This window comes from Streptomyces sp. NPDC001700 (assembly GCF_053596435.1).
Genome location: NZ_JBSFGE010000026.1, coordinates 39,842 through 58,410, shown reverse-complemented (window position 1 = coordinate 58,410; position 18,569 = coordinate 39,842). Strand labels below are relative to the sequence as shown.

Genomic DNA, 18,569 nt, shown 5'->3' with positions numbered 1-18,569 from the left:
AAGAGTGAGTGCGGCCGCCGTCGCACTGCTGCTCGGCGGTGCGGGCGTGGTGCTCGGCGCGAGCACCGCGTACGCAGCCGAGGTCTCGTACGAGACGGAATGCCTGCCACCGCCCATCTCCGGACTGCCCCCGGTGCAAGGCACCACGACCGTGGACGTGCAGGCTCCGGCGACCGCGAAGGTCGGCGACGAGGTCGAGGTGGTGTGGAAGACGGTCCAGGCCGCCTCCAAGAACCCGCCGATCCTCGACCTGGAGGAGAACACCGTGCTGCCCACCGGCACGCTCACGGTGGGTGGCGCGCAGAGCGGTGAACTGGCCATGGAGGGACCTCGGGAGAATCCGCCGATCCCCAAGGACAGTCCGATGAAGCTGTCGGACATGAAGGCCAAGCTGAAGCTGACGAAGGCCGGTGAGGTCACGCTGACGCCGGGCGCGTACAACATCAACGTCAGCAAGCCGCTGGAGACCGACACCAAGTGCGCGGCGAAGGAGACCGTGAAGGCGGCCGCCACCATCAAGGTGACGGAGGGCGGCAGCGCGGGCGGCACCACCAGCGGAACGACCTCCGGCACCACATCGGGCACCACATCGGGCACCACATCGGGCACCACATCGGGCACCACTTCCGGTACCACCAGCGGTACCACCTCCGGAACCACCTCCGGCACCACCGCAGGTAACGGCGGCGGTGAGGGCGACTCGTTCACCGGCAAGGAGGTGCAGGTCCAGTACGCCTGCAAGACGCCCATCGGCGACAAGACCGCGACCTCCCCGGTCCAGATCAACGCCACCAAGAACGGCGGCAGCTTCGGCCTGACCGTGAAGTTCGGGAAGTCCGTGATGGACAGCCCGGCCGACATCCCCGCGGACTCGGTCCAGCCGTCGATGGCCGTCAAGGTCGGCGGCGCGGACAAGGGCAGCGTCACGGTGCAGGGCCCGACCAACAAGGGGCCCATCAAGTCCGGTGACCCGATCGAGATCCCGGACCTGACCGGCACCTACAAGCCGGGCGCGACCGGCAAAGCCACGCTCACCCCGGGCGTGCTGACGGTCAAGGCGCTCGGTACGACCACCACCTGCACCCCCGCCAAGGACCCCGGCGCCTCGCTGGAGCTGGACACCACGCAGCAGCCCGGCGGCACCTCGGGCTCCACCACCACCTCGGGCGGCACGACCACCTCCGGTGGCACGGGCACCTCGGGCAGCGGCACCAGCGGCACCAGCGGCGGGCTCGCCGAGACCGGCTCGGACGACCGAGGCGGCCTCACCGCGCTCGGCCTGATCGCCGGTACGACGATCCTGCTCGGCGGCGCGATCTTCACCCTCACCCCGTGGCGCAAGCTGCGCGGCACCCGCTGAACCCAGCAACCGCTTCCGCCCCGCCGCACCCCGTGCGGCGGGGCGAAAGCATGACCCGAAACGCCGCGTTAGCGGGACGTTAGCCATCCGCCTCTAGCCTGTGCCCATCGCTCCCCCATAGCACTTTCAGGAACTTCATATGGACGCCGTACGCACCGATCCCGAAACCCCCTCCACCCCCCACGCGCCGGAGCGGCAGCGGCACCGGCACCGCAAGCCCAAGGCGATGAACGCGGCCGCCCGCCGCGCCCTCGTCCTCGCCGCGACCGCACCGGTGGCCGGGGCCGTGCTGGCCGGGCCGTCGGCGTTCGCCGCCGACAAGAGCGCCGCCGCGGCCGCCACCGTCCCGGATACGACGGAGCCGCCGCTCAGCGAGGCCGACAGCGCGATGGCCGCGAACCTCGGCGAGCGCGTCAACAACCCGAGTCTGGCCAAGGACGGCACCCTCAGCGGCGTGGTGCTGGACGCCGCCTCGGACAAGGTGATCTGGGGCCACAACGCCTCGACCGCGCTGATGCCCGCCTCCAACGTCAAGCTCGCCACCGCCACCGCCGCTCTCAACGAGCTGGGCCCCGAGCACCGCTTCACCACCAAGGTCGTCTACAGCAACGGCACCCTCACCCTCGTCGGCGACGGCGACCGCACCCTGAGCAGCGCCGACCTCGGCGAGATGGCGCGGACGGCCGTCGACGGGCTCAAGGCGGCGGGCGTGACGAACGTCAAGGTCGCCATCGACGACAGCCTCTTCCCGGAGCCGACCATGGCCGAGGGCTGGCGGCCCGACTACTACGACGACCAGATCTCCCCCGTCCGCGCCCTGTCGGTCGACGGCAAGCTCTCCGCGGACACCGCCCTGGACGCCGGGAAGGTCTTCGCGGCCAAGCTCGCCGAACGGGGCGTCACGGTCGACGGCGACGTCACGCGCGGGAAGGCGACCCTCGGGGATGTGCCGGTGGCGCAGAAGCTGTCGCCGACGGTGGCCGAGCTGGTTCGTACGATGCTCAAGACCAGCAACAACGACATGGCCGAGACGCTGCTGCGGAAGACGGCCATCAAGGCGGGACAGCCCGCCACGTTCGAAGGCGGTACGGAGGCCGTCCGGCAGGTGCTGGGCCAGCGGTACGGCATCCCGCTCGACAACGTCGTCCTGAAGGACGGCAGCGGGCTCTCCCGCGCCACCCGGATTCCGGCCGCCACCATCGCGGCGATCCTGGACAACGCCACCGAGCCCCGTAACCGCTACGTACTCGGGCCGATCCTGGAAGGCCTGCCGGTCGCCGGTGAGGCGGGCAGCACGCTCGGCCCGGAGTACGCCCGTTTCGACGACCCGAACTCCAAGTGCGCCGTCAACAAGGTGCGGGCGAAGACCGGCACCCTGACCGGCGCGGTCGCGCTGAGCGGGGTGACCCAGGGCAAGGACGGCCGCTGGAAGGTCTTCTCCTTCGTGGAGAACAACTCCACCGCCAAGAACTCCGAGATCACGGACGCCATGGACGGCCTGGCCGCCACGGTCAACGGCTGCTGGGCGTAGCGGCTGCTGGGCGTAACGACGTAACGACGTAAACGAGGGCCCGGGGCTGAACAGCCCCGGGCCCTCGTTTACGTCGTACGTCTGACGTCAGTGCACGTCGGCCATGAGCGCCACGACCTTCTTGCGGTACATGAAGACCGCGAGGCCCGCGAGCGCCGCCGCGCTCGCCTCCATCGCGATGACGCCCGGACCGCTGAGGTCGACCCCGGCGATGGACAGCAGCCCCGTGACGCAGTCACCGGCGGTCACGGCGAGGAACCACACGCCCATCAGCTGGCTGGCGTACTTCGCGGGCGCCATCTTGGTCGTCACCGACAGGCCGACCGGCGAGACGCACAGCTCGCCCACGGTCTGGATGAAGTAGATCGACACCAGCCACATCGGGCTGACCTTCGTACCGTCCGAGGCCATCTGCATCGGCAGCACGAAGACGAAGAACGAGGCGCCGATCATGACCAGGCCGAACGCGAACTTCAGCGTGGTGTTCGGCTCCCGGTCGCGCCGGGCGAGCCACAGCCACAGCCACGCGAAGACCGGGGCCAGCGCCATGATCAGCATCGGGTTCACCGACTGGAACCACGAGGACGGGAACTCCAGCCCGAAGATCGTGTCCGCGGTCTTGGTCTCGGCGAAGGCGGACATCGTCGAGCCACCCTGGTCGAAGATCATCCAGAACACGGCGGCGGCCGCGAAGAACCAGATGTAGCCGCTGACCTTGGTCTGCTCGACCTCGTCCAGATCCCGGTCCCGCTTGATCCGCACCAGCACCGCGATCGGGATGATCAGGCCGAGCAGGGTGATCGGGACCAGCGCCCAGTTGAGCGTCCAGCTGCCGCTGGCCACCACGCCGGTGTAGAAGACGGCGGTGACGGCCAGCCAGATCAGGCCCTTGCGCAGCCAGGACCGGCGCTCCTCGGCCGCCAGCGGCATCGGCACGGTGTCGCTCTCGGGGCTCAGATGGCGGGTGCCGATCAGGAACTGCACCAGGCCCAGCGCCATGCCGAGCGCCGCGAGCGCGAAGCCCAGGTGCCAGTTGTACGACTGGCCGACGGTGCCGATCACCAGCGGGGCGGCGAAGGCGCCGAGGTTGATGCCGATGTAGAAGATGGTGAAGCCGCCGTCGCGGCGCGGGTCCTGCGGTCCGTCGTAGAGCTGGCCGACCATCGTGGAGATGTTGGCCTTGATCAGACCGGAGCCGAGCGCGACCAGGGCGAGGCCGACGAAGAAGCTCGCCGCCCCCGGGATGGCGAGCGCCAGATGCCCGGCCATCACGATCCCGGACGCCAGCACGACGGTCTTGCGTGGACCCCAGAGCCGGTCGGCGAACCAGCCGCCGGGCATGGCCAGCAGATAGACCATGGCCAGGTAGACCGAGTAGATGGCCACCGCGTTGCCCTCGGTCATCCCGAGGCCGCCGCCCTGGCCGCCGTCCTTGGCGTCCGGGCCGCCGGAGATCAGGTAGAGGACGAGGAGGGCTCTCATGCCGTAGAAGCTGAAGCGCTCCCACATCTCGATCATGAAGAGCGTGGCGAGGCCGCGTGGGTGGCCGAAGAAGGTCTTGCCACCGCTGGCAGGAGACTCCTGCGCGGTCGCGCCCTTCGACATGCTGGACGCCATGTGGGGGGTTCCTTACAGAACTCAGGGGTGCACCGCCGCGCGTATCGACACGCGTAGAAGAGCGCCCGTGGGGGAGGCGACTCCAATGTCCGGACCCGGGCATGACAGAGACCTTCGGCGCGTCGAACCCACCAAAGGTCCCAGAGGAGTGCTACAGACGTTGTTTCACCATACGACACGCACTTGACACTCCTGGGTGAGACTTAGATCACGGATCGGGTGCGCGACCGATCGTGCTCCCTGCGTCACCACCTGCGCGCCCCGTACCTGAACCCAAGCGGACTACCATCACCTCATGACCCGAGTTTTGCTCGCCGAGGATGACGCATCGATCTCGGAGCCCCTCGCCCGCGCCCTGCGCCGTGAGGGGTACGAGGTGGAGGTGCGGGAGGACGGACCCACCGCGCTCGACGCCGGTCTCCAAGGAGGCGTCGATCTGCTCGTCCTCGACTTGGGCCTGCCCGGGATGGACGGACTGGAGGTCTGTCGCCGCCTGCGCACCGAAGGCCATGGCTTCCCGGTGCTGGTGCTCACCGCCCGCGCCGACGAGGTGGACACCGTGGTCGGCCTGGACGCCGGTGCCGACGACTACGTCACCAAGCCGTTCCGCCTCGCCGAACTCCTCGCCCGCGTCCGGGCCCTGCTGCGCCGAGGCGCCGTCGAGACCCAGGCGCAGGCGCCCGCCACCCACGGGGTGCGCATCGACGTCGAGTCCCACCGCGCGTGGATGGGCGACGAGGAGCTGCAGCTGACGGCGAAGGAGTTCGACCTGCTGCGGGTCCTGGTGCGGGACGCCGGGCGGGTGGTCACTCGCGATCAGCTGATGCGCGAGGTGTGGGACACCACCTGGTGGTCCTCCACCAAGACGCTCGACATGCACATCTCCTGGCTCCGCAAGAAGCTCGGGGACGACGCCGCCAACCCCCGTTACATCGCCACCGTCCGGGGTGTCGGCTTCAGGTTCGAGAAAAGCTGACGGTGGCTGAGACGGTAGGGCCATGCGCCGTCGCTTGATCAACTCCACGCTGGCCGTGGTGCTCGTCGTCATCGCCGTCTTCGGCGTCTCGCTGGTCGTCGTCGAGACCCGGACCATCGAGAACAGCGCCCAGGAGAGCGTCAGCTCGGACGCGGTGCGGCTGGTCAGCATCGTGGACAGCAGGCTGCTCGGCGGCGAGGGCGTCACCCACAAGGTGCTGCGCGAGCAGATCGAACCCGGCCGCTACGCCCTGATCACGATCCCGGACCACCCGGACGTCGAGATCGGCGAGCGCCCCGAAGGCAGCGTCATCTCCTCCGAGGAGCACGGCGAGCAGGGCGAGACGGTACGGGTCGAGGCGTCCCGTACGACGGTCAGCCGGGAGATCGGCCGCACCATGCTGATCATCCTGGCGGTGGCGCTGCTCGCGGTCCTCGCCGCGGTCTTCCTCGCCGTACGGCAGGCGCACCGGCTCTCCGCGCCGCTCACCGACCTCGCCGAGACCGCCGAGCGGCTGGGCTCCGGCGATCCCCGGCCGCGCCACCGCCGCTACGGGGTGCCCGAGCTGGACCGGGTCGCCGATGTGCTGGACGCGAGCGCCGAGCGCATCGGCCGCATGCTCACCGCCGAGCGGCGGCTGGCGGCCGACGCCTCGCACCAGCTGCGGACGCCGCTGACCGCGCTGTCCATGCGGCTGGAGGAGATCACGCTCACCGACGATCCGGAGACGGTGAAGGAGGAGGCGTCGATCGCGCTGGGCCAGGTCGAGCGGCTCACCGACGTCGTCCAGCGGCTGCTGACGAACTCGCGCGACCCGCGCAGCGGCTCCGCCGTCGCCTTCGACCTGGACGAGGTCGTCAAGCAGCAGATCGAGGAGTGGCGCCCGGCCTCCCGCAGCGAGGGGCGCGCGATCGTGCGGTCCGGCAAGAAGGGGCTGCGGGCGGTCGGCACACCGGGCGCGGTCGCCCAGGTGCTCGCGACGCTCATCGAGAACTCGCTGATGCACGGCGACGGCACGGTCGCGCTGCGCACCCGGGTCACCGGCAACCAGGCGGTCGTCGAGGTCACCGACGAGGGGCCGGGCGTCCCGGCCGACCTCGGCGCGCGGGTCTTCGAGCGGACGGTCAGCGGACGGAACTCCACCGGGCTCGGCCTCGCGGTCGCCCGCGATCTGGCGGAGGCGGACGGGGGTCGGCTGGAGCTGCTGCAGCCGCATCCGCCGGTGTTCGCGCTCTTCCTGAGCCGCGTGGCGGAGGACATCCGCCCCCTCTGATCCCGCCCCCGCTGAGGTTCTGAGGTTCTGAGCGGCTACTTCCGAACCGGCTACTTCCGGACCGGCTGCTTGCTGTCGCGGCGAGTGGTCTGGGCGGGCGGCGCCTCCGCGAGGAACGCCTCCGCGCTCTCCACGGCCTCCCGCGCGGGCAGCGCCCGGAACACCCAGGTCCGGTAGGACCAGAAGCGGAAGAGGGTGCCGATGCCGATGCCGACGAACTTGAAGACGTTGCTCGCGAGCGAGCTGTCCCAGCCGAAGCCGTACGTCGCCGTGTAGAGCACCCCGTTCTCGATGATCAGGCCGATCGCGCTGAACAGCAGGAACAGGCTGAGTTCCTTGGTGCGCCCCTGCTTGTCCCGGTCGCGGTAGGTGAAATACCGGTAGCCGAGGTAGTTGAAGCAGGTCGCGACCACCGTCGCCACGATGCTGGCCCGCACCACGGGCAGCTCCGTGACGCTGCGGACCACGTTGAAGACGGCGAGGTTGACGAAGACGCCGGCGCCGCCGACCACCCCGAACTTCGCGATCTCCCGGGCGAGCCGCCCCACCTGGGTGCCCAGCCCCCCGAGCATGCGTCGTTCACTCATGGTGATCTTTCAGCCCCGTTTCGTCATCATCGACAGCATCTCCTCATGCTAACCAGCGGCACCGACACTCGCCCGGAGGCCGGGAGTAACAGGCCGGTCCGAATATCTGGAGGATCATCCAAGCGCAGGTCAGGGGCTGTCGTGGCGAGAAGTTACCCTTGGAGGGTGACATTTCCGGTAGTCGGCATGGTCGGGGGCGGCCAGCTCGCCCGTATGACCCACGAGGCGGGCATCCCCCTCGGCATCAGGTTCAAGCTGCTCAGTGACACTCCTCAGGACTCGGCGGCCCAAGTGGTCAGCGATGTCGTCGTCGGCGACTATCGCGACCTGGAGACGCTTCGTGCGTTCGCACAAGGCTGTGATGTGGTCACTTTCGACCACGAGCATGTCCCGGCCGAGCATCTGCGCGCGCTGGAGGCGGACGGTGTCGTCATCCGCCCCGGCATCGAGGCCCTGCTGCACGCGCAGGACAAGGGCGTGATGCGGGAGCGGCTGCGCGAGTCCGGGGTTCCGTGCCCCCGCCACCGCATCGTCGCCGACCCGGCCGACGTCGCGCGGTTCGCCGAGGAGGGGGACGGCTTCCCGGTCGTCCTCAAGACGGTGCGCGGCGGCTACGACGGCAAGGGCGTGTGGGTCGTCCGTACCGCGGAGGACGCCGCCGAGCCGTTCCGCGCGGGCGTGCCTGTCCTCGCCGAGGAGATGGTCGACTTCGCGCGCGAGCTGGCCGCCAACGTCGTGCGCTCCCCGCACGGCCAGGCCGTGGCCTACCCCGTCGTGGAGTCGATACAGGTGGACGGCGTCTGCGACACCGTCATCGCCCCCGCCCCCGACCTCTCCGAGGCGCTCTCCGCCCAGGCGCAGGAGCTGGCGTTGAAGATCGCGGCCGAGCTGGGTGTGGTCGGTCACCTCGCGGTCGAGCTGTTCGAGACCCGGGACGGCCGCATCCTCGTCAACGAACTGGCGATGCGCCCCCACAACTCCGGCCACTGGACCCAGGACGGCGCCGTCACCTCCCAGTTCGCCAACCATGTGCGCGCGGTGCTCGACCTCCCGCTCGGCGCCCCGAACACCCGGGCGAAGTGGACCGTCATGACCAACGTGCTCGGCGGCGACTACCCCGACATGTACGCGGCCTATCTCCACTGCATGGCCCGCGACCCCGGGCTGAAGATCCACATGTACGGCAAGGGCGTGAAGCCGGGCCGCAAGGTCGGCCACGTCAACACCTACGGCGACGACCTGGCCGACGTCCGCGAGCGCGGCCGTCACGCCGCCGACTACCTCCGAGGGACCATCACCGAATGAGTGCTCCTGTGCCCGCGATCGGCATCGTCATGGGTTCCGACTCCGACTGGCCGGTCATGGAAGAAGCCGCCAAGGCCCTCGACGAGTTCGAGATCCCGTACGAGGTGGACGTCGTCTCGGCGCACCGGATGCCGCGCGAGATGGTCGCGTACGGCGAGAACGCGGCGCCCCGGGGCCTCAAGGCCATCATCGCGGGCGCGGGCGGCGCGGCCCACCTCCCCGGCATGCTCGCCTCGGTGACCCCGCTCCCGGTGATCGGCGTCCCCGTGCCCCTCAAGTACCTGGACGGCATGGACTCCCTCCTGTCCATCGTCCAGATGCCTGCGGGCGTCCCGGTCGCCACGGTCTCCATCGGCGGCGCGCGCAACGCGGGCCTGCTGGCCGCCCGTATCCTCGCCGCGCATGACGCGGAGTTGCAGGGGCGGATGCGGGAGTTCCAGGACGAGCTGAACGAACAGGCCACGGAAAAGGGCAAGCGCCTGCGTGCCAAGGTAGACGGCGCGGCCTCCTTCGGCTTCGCCCACTGACCCAACCCCTGCGGGGGCCCTTTCCCCACCCCGCCCCTTCCCGAACTGAGGCCCCGCCCCAGCCCCCGGTTGGGGGCTCCGCCCCCAAACCCCCGCTCCTCAAACGCCGGAGGGGCTGGGTGGCGGTACATCTCCGGAGGGACTGCAGGGGAGGGCGGTCCTGGCGGCGGGATGTCCGCGCCCCTTCGGTGTTCGAGGAGCGGGCCGAGGGTGGAGGTGCGCACCAGCGGGGGCCATGGCGCATCCCTCAGCCGCGTTCCGGTCCGGGGCGGAGCGGAACGCGGCTCCGGCGCCCGGCAAGCGGAGCCCAAGGCGGTGATGCCCACCCCACCCGGCCCGGCGCCCCGGCCCGGCCCGGCACCCCACCCCGGCCCACCCCGGCCCGGCGGCTCGGCCCACCTCACCCCGGCCCGGCGGCTCGGCCCACCTCGGCCCGGCCCGGCGGCTCGGCCCACCTCGGCCCGGCCCGGTGCCCTGGCCCGGGCCTGCGCCCCGGCCCGGCCCGGCGCCCTGGCCCGGGCCTGCGCCCTGGCCCGGACCTGCGTCACCCAGCCCGGACTTGCGCCCCAGCCCGGACCGGCATCCCTCAGCTCCGGTCGGTACGTCCCAGCCTCGGCCGCTGCATCCCAGCCTCGGCCGGGTAAACCCAGCCCCTCCGGCGTTTGGGGTGCGGGGCCGGGGCGGCGATGCCCCGCCCCCAGCCCCTCCGGCGGAGGAGCGGGGCCCTGGGGCGGTGATGCCCCACCCCCAGCCCCTCCGGCGTTTGAGGAGCGGGGTGCAGGGGCGGAGCCCCGCGGCGGGGTCTGGGGCGGAGCCCCAGCGGGGGACGGGGCGGAGCCCCGGTTCGGGAAGGGGCGGGGTGGGGAACAGGCCCGCCGCAGGCGTCGCGGGGCCGTGACTTCGTCGGGCGGGCGTACGAAAATGCCCGGATGACCGATCACCTCGCGCACGCCCGCCAACTACTGGCCGCACACCCCGTCGTGGACGGCCACAACGACCTCCCCTGGGCCCTGCGCGAGCAGGTCCGCTACGACCTCGACCGCCTCGACATCGCCACCGACCAAACGACGCGCACCCACACCGACATCCCCCGCCTCCGCGAAGGCGGCGTAGGCGCCCAGTTCTGGTCAGTCTTCGTACGCTCAGACTTCAGCGGCGACACAGCAGTCAGCGCCACCCTCGAACAGATCGACGTCGTCCGCCGTTTGACCGAGCGCTACCCCGACGACCTCCGGCTGTCGCTCACCGCCGCCGACATCGAGGCGGCCCGCGCCGAGGGCCGGATCGCGTCGCTCATGGGCGCCGAGGGCGGCCACAGCATCAACTGCTCGCTCGCGACCCTCCGCGCCCTGTACGACCTCGGCGTGCGCTATATGACGCTCACCCACAACGACAACATCCCCTGGGCCGACTCGGCGACCGACAAACCGAGGGCGCACGGCCTGACCCGCTTCGGCGAGGAGGTCGTCCGCGAGATGAACCGGCTCGGCATGCTCGTCGACCTCTCCCACGTGTCGGCCGACACGATGCGCGACGCGCTCCGCGTTACCGAGGCCCCGGTCGTCTTCTCGCACTCCTCCGCCCGCGCCGTCTGCGACCACCCGCGCAACATCCCGGACGACGTCCTGGCCGCGCTCCCGGCCAACGGCGGGGTGGCGATGGCCACGTTCGTGCCGAAGTTCGTGCTGCCGGAAGCAGGCGAGTGGACGAAGGCGGCGGACGAGAACATGCGCGCGCACGGCCTCCACCCCCTGGAGCTGACGGACGCCGCGAAGAAGGTGCAGCGCGCCTTCGAGGAGGCCCACCCCCGGCCGAAGGCAACGGCGGCCACCGTCGCCGACCACCTCGACCACATGCGCGAGGTGGCGGGCGTCGACCACATCGGCATCGGCGGCGACTTCGACGGCACCGCCTTCACCCCGTCCGGCCTGGACGACGTCGCGGGTTACCCCAACCTCATCGCGGAACTGCTCGACCGCCGCTGGTCCGAGGCCGAACTCGCCAAGCTGACCTGGCAGAACGCCGTCCGGGTGCTGCGCGGGGCCGAGGACGCGGCGCGCGGGCTGCGCGCGGTCAGGGGCCCGTCCATCGCGACGATCGACCAGCTGGACGGCCCCACCGAGGCCTAACACCCCCAGCACTCGCATGAGCCACCAACCACCCCTTTACCAGGGCTTGGTGGCTTTGCGATGTGTTGATGCATCGTTCACGTAATTCGTCTCTTCCCCGTCGTCGGCATGGAGAGAGAGTCATCAGCGGTCTGACGATCTCTCATGCATAGATACGGGAAAGAGGCGTTATGCCCGACTTCACCCGCCGTAGACTCCTTGGTGCCGCCGCCGGTTCGTTCGGCGCGGGCGCGGCCATGACGCTTCTGCCGCCGAGCGTGCAGCAGGCGATAGCCGCCGGGCCGCCGAAGGGCGGCTCGCTCGACGACATCGAGCACGTCGTCCTGCTGATGCAGGAAAACCGCTCGTTCGACCACTACTTCGGCACCCTCAAGGGAGTGCGCGGGTTCGCCGACCCAGACGCCCTGACCCTCTCCACCGGCAAGTCGGTGTTCCACCAGCCGGACGCGGAGAACCCGGACGGCTATCTGCTCCCGTTCCACCTGGACACCCGCTCCACCAGCGCCCAGGCGATCCCCTCCACCAGCCACGCCTGGTCGGTGCAGCACGAGGCGTGGAACAACGGCGCCATGGACAAGTGGCTCCCGGCCCACCGCGCGGCCGACGGCGAGAACGGGCCGTACGTCATGGGTTACCACACCCGTGAGGACATCCCGTTCCAGTTCGCGCTGGCCGAGGCGTTCACCGTCTGCGACAACTACTTCTGCTCGGTCTTCGGCCCCACCTGGCCCAACCGGCTGTACTGGATGACGGGCACCATCGATCCGGCCGGAGTCAAGGGCGGCCCGGTCCTGGAGAACAAGGCGCCCAAGCCGTACCGCTGGACGACGTACGCCGAGCGCCTCCAGAAGGCGGGCGTCAGCTGGAAGGTCTACCAGGAGGAGGACAACTACGGCTGCAACCTCCTGGAGGAGTTCCAGCAGTTCCAGGACGCCCGCCCCGGCGACCCGCTGTACGACCGAGGCATGGTGCACAGCCCCGCCGGGACGTTCGAGGAGGACGCCCGCAACGACCGGCTGCCGACCGTCTCCTGGATCATCCCGACCGCCGAGGTCTCCGAGCACCCGGACTACCTCCCGGCGGCCGGTGCCGACTACGTCGCGTCCAAGATCGAGGCCATCGCCTCCAACCCGGACGTCTGGCGCAAGACCGTCTTCATCCTCAACTACGACGAGAACGACGGCCTGTTCGACCACGTACCGCCGCCCATCCCCAAGGCCGGGACCGTGGACGAGTTCGTGGGCGGCCTGCCCATCGGCGGCGGCTTCCGGGTGCCCTGCCTCATCGTCTCGCCGTGGACGGTGGGCGGCTGGGCCGCGGGCGAGGCGTTCGACCACACCTCGGTGCTCCAGTTCCTGGAGCGGCTGACCGGGGTCGAGGAGCCCAACATCAGCCAGTGGCGCCGCCGCACCTTCGGCGATCTCACCTCGGCCTTCGGCTTCGGCCACGCCGCTCCGAGGCCGCCGAAGCTGCCGGACGACACGGCCGAGCAGCTGGAGAAGGCCAAGGAGGACGTCGAGAACCTCCCCAAGCCGACCCTCCCGGGCGCCGACCAGAAGCCCCCGAAGCAGGAGAAGGGCCGCCGCCCCCGCCGCTGAACCGGCCCGCGTACGGACTTGCGTACGTACGCCGCCCCCGCCGGAGGAAGCCCGGCGGGGGCGGCGTACAGCGGAGACTTACGGGCCTACGCCATGGGGCGGCCCAGCGCGCGGTACGTCCAGCCCGCGTCGCGCCAGTAGTCGGGGTCGAGGGCGTTCCGGCCGTCCAGGATGCGGCGCTCGGCGACCATCTCGCCCAGGCCCACCGGGTCCAGCTCCCGGAACTCGCGCCACTCGGTCAGATGCAGCACCGCGTGGGCGCCCCGGGCCGCCTCCAGTGCGGTCGGGGCGTAGGCGAGGGTCGGGAAGAGGGCGCGGGCGTTGTCCATGCCCTTGGGGTCGAAGACGGTGACCTGGGCGCCCTGGAGCTGTATCTGCCCGGCCACGTTGAGCGCGGGGGAGTCCCGTACGTCGTCCGAGTCCGGCTTGAACGTGGCGCCCAGCACCGCCACCCGCTTGCCCAGGAAGCTGCCGCCGACGGCCTCGCGGGCCAGCTCGACCATGTGGCCGCGGCGCCGCATGTTGATCGAGTCGACCTCGCGGAGGAAGGTCAGGGCCTGGTCCGCGCCGAGTTCACCGGCGCGGGCCATGAAGGCCCGGATGTCCTTCGGCAGACAGCCGCCGCCGAAGCCGATCCCGGCCCGCAGGAACTTCTTGCCGATCCGCTCGTCGTAGCCGATGGCCTCGGCGAGCTTGACCACATCGCCGCCCGCCGCCTCGCAGACCTCGGCCATCGCGTTGATGAACGAGATCTTCGTGGCGAGGAAGGAGTTCGCCGACGTCTTCACCAGCTCGGCGGTCGGGAAGTCGGTCACCACGAACGGCGACCCCTCCGCGATCGGCGTCGCGTACACATCCCGCAACACCTTCTCGGAGCGGTCGCTGGTGACCCCCACCACGATCCGGTCCGGGTGCAGCGTGTCCTGCACGGCGAAGCCCTCGCGCAGGAACTCCGGGTTCCACGCCAGCTCGGCGTCCGCACCGGCCGGGGCCAGCTCGGCGAGGCGCGCCGCCAGCCGGTCCGCGCTGCCGACCGGGACGGTGGACTTGCCGACGACCAGCGCCGGGCGGTGCAGATGCGGGGCGAGCGATTCCACGGCGTTGTCGACGTGACGCATGTCACACGCGTACTCGCCGTGCTTCTGCGGGGTGTTCACACAGATGAAGTGGACATCGCCGAACTGTCCGGCCTCCTCGTAGGAGCTGGTGAAGCGCAGCCGCCCGGTCGAGCCCTCGGCGCCGACCACGTGCCGCTTCAGCAGATCCTCCAGGCCGGGCTCGTACATGGGCACCCGGCCCTCCGAGAGCATCGCGACCTTCTCGGGCACGATGTCCAGCCCCAGCACCTCGAAGCCCAGCTCGGCCATGGCCGCGGCGTGGGTCGCGCCCAGGTAGCCGGTGCCGATCACGGTGATCTTGAGGGCCATGTGGTGCTCCAGAAGCGTCGGTCTCAGATGCGCTGCCTGAGCATAGTCGGCACCCCCGACAGTGCTCAGCGGCGTCTTGGCGGCGTCTTGTCGGGTAGCTCACGTATAGGGCACGTATACGTGTCGCGTCGGCGGCCCTAGACTTCAGTTACTTAACGGTAGTTAGCACCACAGGGGAGTGAGAAGACCTTGGCGTCCTCGGGAAACGCAGACTTCGACCTGTACCGGCCGTCGGAGGAGCACGACATGCTCCGCGATTCGGTCCGCTCGCTCGCCGAGGCGAAAATAGCCCCCTTCGCGGCCGAGGTCGACGAGGAGGGCCGCTTCCCGCAGGAAGCGCTGGACTCCTTGGTCGCCAATGACCTGCACGCGGTGCACGTCCCCGAGTCCTTCGGCGGCGCCGGCGCCGACGCGCTCGCGACCGTGATCGTCATCGAGGAGGTCGCCCGCGTCTGCGCGTCCTCTTCCCTGATCCCCGCGGTCAACAAGCTGGGCTCGCTGCCGGTCATCCTCTCCGGCTCCGAGGAGCTGAAGAAGAGGTACCTGAGCCCGCTCGCCAAGGGCGACGCGATGTTCTCGTACTGTCTCTCCGAGCCCGACGCGGGCTCGGACGCGGCCGGTATGAAGACCAAGGCGGTCCGCGACGGCGACTTCTACGTCCTCAACGGCGTCAAGCGCTGGATCACCAACGCCGGGGTCTCCGACTACTACACGGTGATGGCCGTCACCGACCCCGAGAAGCGGTCCAAGGGCATCTCCGCCTTCGTCGTGGAGAAGTCGGATGAGGGTGTGTCCTTCGGCGCCCCGGAGAAGAAGCTCGGCATCAAGGGCTCCCCGACGCGCGAGGTCTACCTCGACAACGTCCGCATCCCCGCCGACCGCATGATCGGCGCCGAGGGCACCGGCTTCGCCACCGCCATGAAGACCCTCGACCACACCCGCATCACCATCGCCGCCCAGGCCCTCGGCATCGCCCAGGGCGCCCTGGACTACGCCAAGGGCTACGTCCAGGAGCGCAAGCAGTTCGGCAAGGCGATCGCCGACTTCCAGGGCATCCAGTTCATGCTCGCCGACATGGCCATGAAGATCTCGGCCGCCCGCGCCCTGACCTACCAGGCCGCCGCCGCCTCCGAGCGCTGCGACGCCGACCTCACCTACCAGGGCGCCGCCGCCAAGTGCTTCGCCTCGGACGTCGCCATGGAGGTCACCACGGACGCCGTCCAGCTCCTCGGCGGCTACGGCTACACCCGCGACTACCCGGTCGAGCGCATGATGCGCGACGCCAAGATCACCCAGATCTACGAGGGCACCAACCAGGTCCAGCGAGTCGTCATGGCCCGCAACCTGCCGTAGGGCTCGTGACGGAGGGCGGGGGCGCCGCACGCGGCGCCCCCGCCCTCCGTCGTACGCCCGGCTCAGGCGTGCGGCCGCCAGACCGAGAAGTTCGTCAGGTGGAAGTGGCTGGCGACGGTGCGGAAGCCGAACCAGCCGCTGGTGTAGGGCGCGGGGTCCCGGTAGTCGCAGAGCAGTTCGCCGTTGCTCCAGTACTGGACGGTCCGCCCGGCGGAGGTCAGGCGGACGCGGTACGGGGTGTTCGGGGTGAGGAGCGGCTGCGTGAGGTCGAAGAGCAGGGGGCGGTTGCCCGGCTCGCCGACGTAGCGGCGCATGCGGGTGGTGGTGTTGAGGTTGGCGCCGTAGCCGACGTAGTAGGTCTTCAGTAGGTCGTAGTCGGCGAAGGTGCCGCTGCGGCTCGTGGCGAAGAGGTCGCCGGGGGAGCGGACGTCGCGGGCGTTCCAGAAGGCGTTGAGGTCCGTTACGTGGTCGTTGGGGCCGCCCGCCGAGACCGGGGTGGCCGTGTACTCGATCACGTACGGGCCGGTCAGCTCGCGGGTGAACCAGACCGTGGCGCCGCCCGGTACGTCGACGTCGAGCACCCCGTGCCGGGCCCGTACCGTCCCGCCGCTCTCCAGCTCGGCGGCCCACTGGCGGGTGCCGTGGCGGAAGTCGTCGTGGGCTATCCGGGTCCAGCGGCGGCCTGTGGCAAAGGCGGCCGGGGCGGTGGCGGTCGCGGCGGCGGTCGCGGCGGCGGTCGCGGCGGCGAGGGTGAGCAGGCGTCTGCGGGAGCGGGGGTACGTCATCGTGGTGCGGTTCCTTCCGGGGGGAATGGTTGAACCGTTTCAATGCGTAGCGCTCGATGAACTTAACAGACGGCCGCCGCCGGACCCCTCGGGGGCCCGGCGGCGGCCGTCGTGCGGAGATGGCGCGGTCAGTTGCTGGAGACCGTGACCTTCTCGTCGTTCTTCAGCTCGTTCACCAGCTGCTTGACCTTGGTCATGTCCCACTGGATCGCGCTGCCCTTGGGAGTGGACAGGCCGGGGTTGGAGACGGGCATGTTCATCTGCTTGCCCTCGCCGCCGGAGACGCTCTTCATCGCGAAGAACATGTCCTTGAGGTCCCACAGGCTCATGTCCTTGTCGACGATCAGGCTGTCAAGACCGGCGCCCATCATCGGGTAGAGCGCGAACGGGTTCATGACCGTGCCCGGCGAGGCCGCCTTGTTGGCCAGCGCGGACAGGAACTTCTGCTGGTTCTTGGTGCGGTCCAGGTCGCCGCCCGCGAGGCCGTAGCGCTGCCGGACGAAGCCGAGGGCCTGCTGACCGTTGAGGGTCTGCTTGCCCGCCTTGAGGTCGTTGCCGGACTTCTTGTCCTTCATGTCCTGCGGGATGTCGATCTCGACCCCGCCGACCCCGTCGACGATCTTGGCGAAGCCGTCGAAGCCGATCTCCGCGTAGTGGTCGATCTTCAGGCCGGTGTTGTACTCGATGGTCCGGGCGAGCAGCTGCGGGCCCTCCGAGGAGTACGACGCGTTCAGCTTGTTCTGGCTCGCCGGGATCCGGTTGCCGGTCTCCGAGCCGGTGAAGGCCGGGATGGTGACCCAGGAGTCACGCGGGAGGCTGACCATGGTGTTCCCGTTCTCACCGACGTGGAGCAGGATCATGGAGTCGGTGCGGCGGCCCTCGGCGGAGCCGGTGTGCAGCTTCTTCTTGTCCTCGTCGGACATGCCCTCGCGGCTGTCAGAACCGACGATCAGGTAGTTGGTGCCCTTGCCGCCGGTCGGCCGGTCCTCGACCTTGCTGAGGTCGACCTCGCGCTTGAGCTTGCCGTCGGCCCAGAAGTACGTACCGATGCCGACCGCGAGCAGCAGCACGACCAGCGTGACCAGGCCGACGGTTATCCGGCGCTTCCAGTTCACGGGGCCTCCCGCGCGCCCGCCGCGCCTGCCGCGGCCGCCGCCGGATCCGCCCGGCCCGCCGGGGCCACGGCCACCGCCGCCGTAGACCTGGCCGGTGTTGTATCCGTCACCGCCGTGGCCGCCGTAGTCGTCGTAGCTCGGGGAGGGCCCCGGTACGTTCCCCCGCGGCGAAAGCTCAGGGGGCAGCGGCGGCTCGCCGCCGCCCGGTGCCGCCCGCCGTACCTGCGGCATCGAGCGGGCCCCCTCTGGCTGGGAGCCACCGCTGCCGCGTCCGTACCGGTCGTTGCGGTCACCGGTGTAACCCTGGGGCCATTCGCTCATGCAAGGAAGTGTGCCTGGTCGGCCCCGCTGTCTTACAGGGCGGGTGCCGGATCGGGGCGTGGCTGTTGCAGAGCTGATAAGAACGCGGTCCGCATATGGTGGACGCCATGACCAAACAGGCCCACAGCGCCGAAGTGGATCTTCCGGGCAAGCCCACCTCCGCCTCCCGCACCACGCTGTCGCACATCATGACCGGCAGCGACACCAACCTCCTCGGCACGGTCCACGGCGGCGTGATCATGAAGCTCGTCGACGACGCGGCCGGGGCGGTCGCCGGACGGCACTCCGAGGGCCCCGCGGTCACCGCCTCGATGGACGAGATGGCCTTCCTGGAGCCGGTCAGGGTCGGCGACCTCGTCCATGTGAAGGCCCAGGTCAACTGGACCGGACGGTCCTCCATGGAGGTCGGCGTCCGCGTCCTGGCCGAGCGCTGGAACGAATCCACCCCCGCCACCCAGGTCGGCAGCGCCTATCTGGTCTTCGCCGCGGTCGACGCCGACGGCAAGCCCCGCCCCGTACCCCCGGTCATACCGGAGACCGAGCGCGACAAGCGGCGCTACCAGGAGGCCGAGATCCGCCGCACCCACCGCCTGGCCCGCCGCCGCGCGATCAGAGACCTGCGCGCCCGCCGTGCGGCGGAGGGCACGGAGGAGCTGTAGGACGCC

Annotated in this window: 15 protein-coding genes; 10 read left to right on the top strand and 5 right to left on the bottom strand. The window is 70.3% G+C overall.

Annotated features, from left to right (window positions below):
- Positions 1 to 4 precede the first annotated feature (4 nt).
- Positions 5 to 1,360, top strand: coding sequence for a hypothetical protein (locus tag ACWC5C_RS34270; protein WP_450881902.1), 1,356 nt, complete (start codon positions 5 to 7; stop codon positions 1,358 to 1,360).
- Positions 1,361 to 1,499: 139 nt separating this feature from the next.
- Positions 1,500 to 2,891 carry a D-alanyl-D-alanine carboxypeptidase/D-alanyl-D-alanine endopeptidase gene (dacB, locus tag ACWC5C_RS34265; protein WP_450881900.1) on the top strand — a complete coding sequence of 464 codons (1,392 nt, stop codon included), beginning with the start codon at positions 1,500 to 1,502 and terminating at the stop codon, positions 2,889 to 2,891.
- An 87-nt stretch (positions 2,892 to 2,978) separates the two neighbouring features.
- On the opposite strand, the gene ACWC5C_RS34260 is transcribed toward dacB, so the two are convergent.
- Positions 2,979 to 4,508, bottom strand: coding sequence for a peptide MFS transporter (locus tag ACWC5C_RS34260; protein WP_450881898.1), 1,530 nt, complete (start codon positions 4,506 to 4,508; stop codon positions 2,979 to 2,981).
- A gap of 295 nt (positions 4,509 to 4,803) precedes the next feature.
- On the opposite strand from ACWC5C_RS34260, the gene ACWC5C_RS34255 reads away from it, so the two are divergent.
- Complete coding sequence (locus ACWC5C_RS34255; RefSeq protein WP_123101300.1) at positions 4,804 to 5,484, top strand: response regulator transcription factor; 681 nt, start codon at positions 4,804 to 4,806, stop codon at positions 5,482 to 5,484.
- Positions 5,485 to 5,506: 22 nt separating this feature from the next.
- Positions 5,507 to 6,757, top strand: coding sequence for an ATP-binding protein (locus ACWC5C_RS34250; protein ID WP_450881895.1), 1,251 nt, complete (start codon positions 5,507 to 5,509; stop codon positions 6,755 to 6,757).
- A gap of 50 nt (positions 6,758 to 6,807) precedes the next feature.
- On the opposite strand, the gene ACWC5C_RS34245 is transcribed toward ACWC5C_RS34250, so the two are convergent.
- Complete coding sequence (locus ACWC5C_RS34245; RefSeq protein WP_385446171.1) at positions 6,808 to 7,344, bottom strand: GtrA family protein; 537 nt, start codon at positions 7,342 to 7,344, stop codon at positions 6,808 to 6,810.
- Positions 7,345 to 7,509: 165 nt separating this feature from the next.
- On the opposite strand from ACWC5C_RS34245, the gene ACWC5C_RS34240 reads away from it, so the two are divergent.
- From ACWC5C_RS34240 to ACWC5C_RS34225, 4 genes are all read left to right on the top strand, one after another.
- The gene (locus tag ACWC5C_RS34240) at positions 7,510 to 8,649 is read left to right on the top strand and encodes a 5-(carboxyamino)imidazole ribonucleotide synthase (RefSeq protein ID WP_450881893.1); all 1,140 of its coding nucleotides are present in this window, start codon (positions 7,510 to 7,512) and stop codon (positions 8,647 to 8,649) included.
- The gene (gene purE, locus ACWC5C_RS34235) at positions 8,646 to 9,176 is read left to right on the top strand and encodes a 5-(carboxyamino)imidazole ribonucleotide mutase (RefSeq protein ID WP_450881891.1); all 531 of its coding nucleotides are present in this window, start codon (positions 8,646 to 8,648) and stop codon (positions 9,174 to 9,176) included. The genes ACWC5C_RS34240 and purE overlap by 4 nt, the downstream gene beginning before the upstream one ends.
- 929 nt (positions 9,177 to 10,105) lie before the next feature.
- Positions 10,106 to 11,305, top strand: a complete 1,200-nt coding sequence (locus ACWC5C_RS34230) for a dipeptidase (protein WP_450881889.1) — start codon at positions 10,106 to 10,108, stop codon at positions 11,303 to 11,305.
- Between the two features lie 170 nt (positions 11,306 to 11,475).
- Complete coding sequence (locus ACWC5C_RS34225) at positions 11,476 to 12,903, top strand: alkaline phosphatase family protein (protein ID WP_450881887.1); 1,428 nt, start codon at positions 11,476 to 11,478, stop codon at positions 12,901 to 12,903.
- An 86-nt stretch (positions 12,904 to 12,989) separates the two neighbouring features.
- Here the strand turns inward: ACWC5C_RS34225 and ACWC5C_RS34220 are convergent, their stop codons facing one another.
- Positions 12,990 to 14,330, bottom strand: coding sequence for a UDP-glucose dehydrogenase family protein (locus ACWC5C_RS34220; RefSeq protein WP_385446166.1), 1,341 nt, complete (start codon positions 14,328 to 14,330; stop codon positions 12,990 to 12,992).
- Between the two features lie 189 nt (positions 14,331 to 14,519).
- Between ACWC5C_RS34220 and ACWC5C_RS34215 the strand changes: the two genes are divergently transcribed.
- The gene (locus ACWC5C_RS34215; RefSeq protein ID WP_450881885.1) at positions 14,520 to 15,683 is read left to right on the top strand and encodes an acyl-CoA dehydrogenase; all 1,164 of its coding nucleotides are present in this window, start codon (positions 14,520 to 14,522) and stop codon (positions 15,681 to 15,683) included.
- A 62-nt stretch (positions 15,684 to 15,745) separates the two neighbouring features.
- Here ACWC5C_RS34215 and ACWC5C_RS34210 read toward each other — a convergent pair whose 3' ends face one another.
- Positions 15,746 to 16,468: a DUF6250 domain-containing protein gene (locus ACWC5C_RS34210; RefSeq protein ID WP_450881883.1), complete on the bottom strand. Its 723-nt coding sequence runs from the start codon at positions 16,466 to 16,468 to the stop codon at positions 15,746 to 15,748.
- A 128-nt stretch (positions 16,469 to 16,596) separates the two neighbouring features.
- Positions 16,597 to 17,904 (bottom strand): LCP family protein, encoded by a 1,308-nt coding sequence (locus ACWC5C_RS34205; RefSeq protein WP_450881881.1) that lies wholly within the window; start codon positions 17,902 to 17,904, stop codon positions 16,597 to 16,599.
- A gap of 107 nt (positions 17,905 to 18,011) precedes the next feature.
- On the opposite strand from ACWC5C_RS34205, the gene ACWC5C_RS34200 reads away from it, so the two are divergent.
- Positions 18,012 to 18,563, top strand: coding sequence for an acyl-CoA thioesterase (locus ACWC5C_RS34200; RefSeq protein ID WP_450881879.1), 552 nt, complete (start codon positions 18,012 to 18,014; stop codon positions 18,561 to 18,563).
- Positions 18,564 to 18,569 lie beyond the last annotated feature (6 nt).

Bases quoted from the DNA above. Each gene is read 5' to 3' on its own strand.
- ACWC5C_RS34260 (WP_450881898.1), bottom strand. From the start codon at position 4,508: ATGGCGTCCAGCATGTCGAAGGGCGCGACCGCGCAGGAGTCTCCTGCC.
- ACWC5C_RS34205 (WP_450881881.1), bottom strand. From the start codon at position 17,904: ATGAGCGAATGGCCCCAGGGTTACACCGGTGACCGCAACGACCGGTAC.
- purE (WP_450881891.1), top strand. From the start codon at position 8,646: ATGAGTGCTCCTGTGCCCGCGATCGGCATCGTCATGGGTTCCGACTCC.
- ACWC5C_RS34245 (WP_385446171.1), bottom strand. From the start codon at position 7,344: ATGAGTGAACGACGCATGCTCGGGGGGCTGGGCACCCAGGTGGGGCGG.
- ACWC5C_RS34200 (WP_450881879.1), top strand. From the start codon at position 18,012: ATGACCAAACAGGCCCACAGCGCCGAAGTGGATCTTCCGGGCAAGCCC.
- ACWC5C_RS34250 (WP_450881895.1), top strand. From the start codon at position 5,507: ATGCGCCGTCGCTTGATCAACTCCACGCTGGCCGTGGTGCTCGTCGTC.
- ACWC5C_RS34220 (WP_385446166.1), bottom strand. From the start codon at position 14,330: ATGGCCCTCAAGATCACCGTGATCGGCACCGGCTACCTGGGCGCGACC.
- dacB (WP_450881900.1), top strand. From the start codon at position 1,500: ATGGACGCCGTACGCACCGATCCCGAAACCCCCTCCACCCCCCACGCG.
- ACWC5C_RS34225 (WP_450881887.1), top strand. From the start codon at position 11,476: ATGCCCGACTTCACCCGCCGTAGACTCCTTGGTGCCGCCGCCGGTTCG.
- ACWC5C_RS34230 (WP_450881889.1), top strand. From the start codon at position 10,106: ATGACCGATCACCTCGCGCACGCCCGCCAACTACTGGCCGCACACCCC.
- ACWC5C_RS34255 (WP_123101300.1), top strand. From the start codon at position 4,804: ATGACCCGAGTTTTGCTCGCCGAGGATGACGCATCGATCTCGGAGCCC.
- ACWC5C_RS34210 (WP_450881883.1), bottom strand. From the start codon at position 16,468: ATGACGTACCCCCGCTCCCGCAGACGCCTGCTCACCCTCGCCGCCGCG.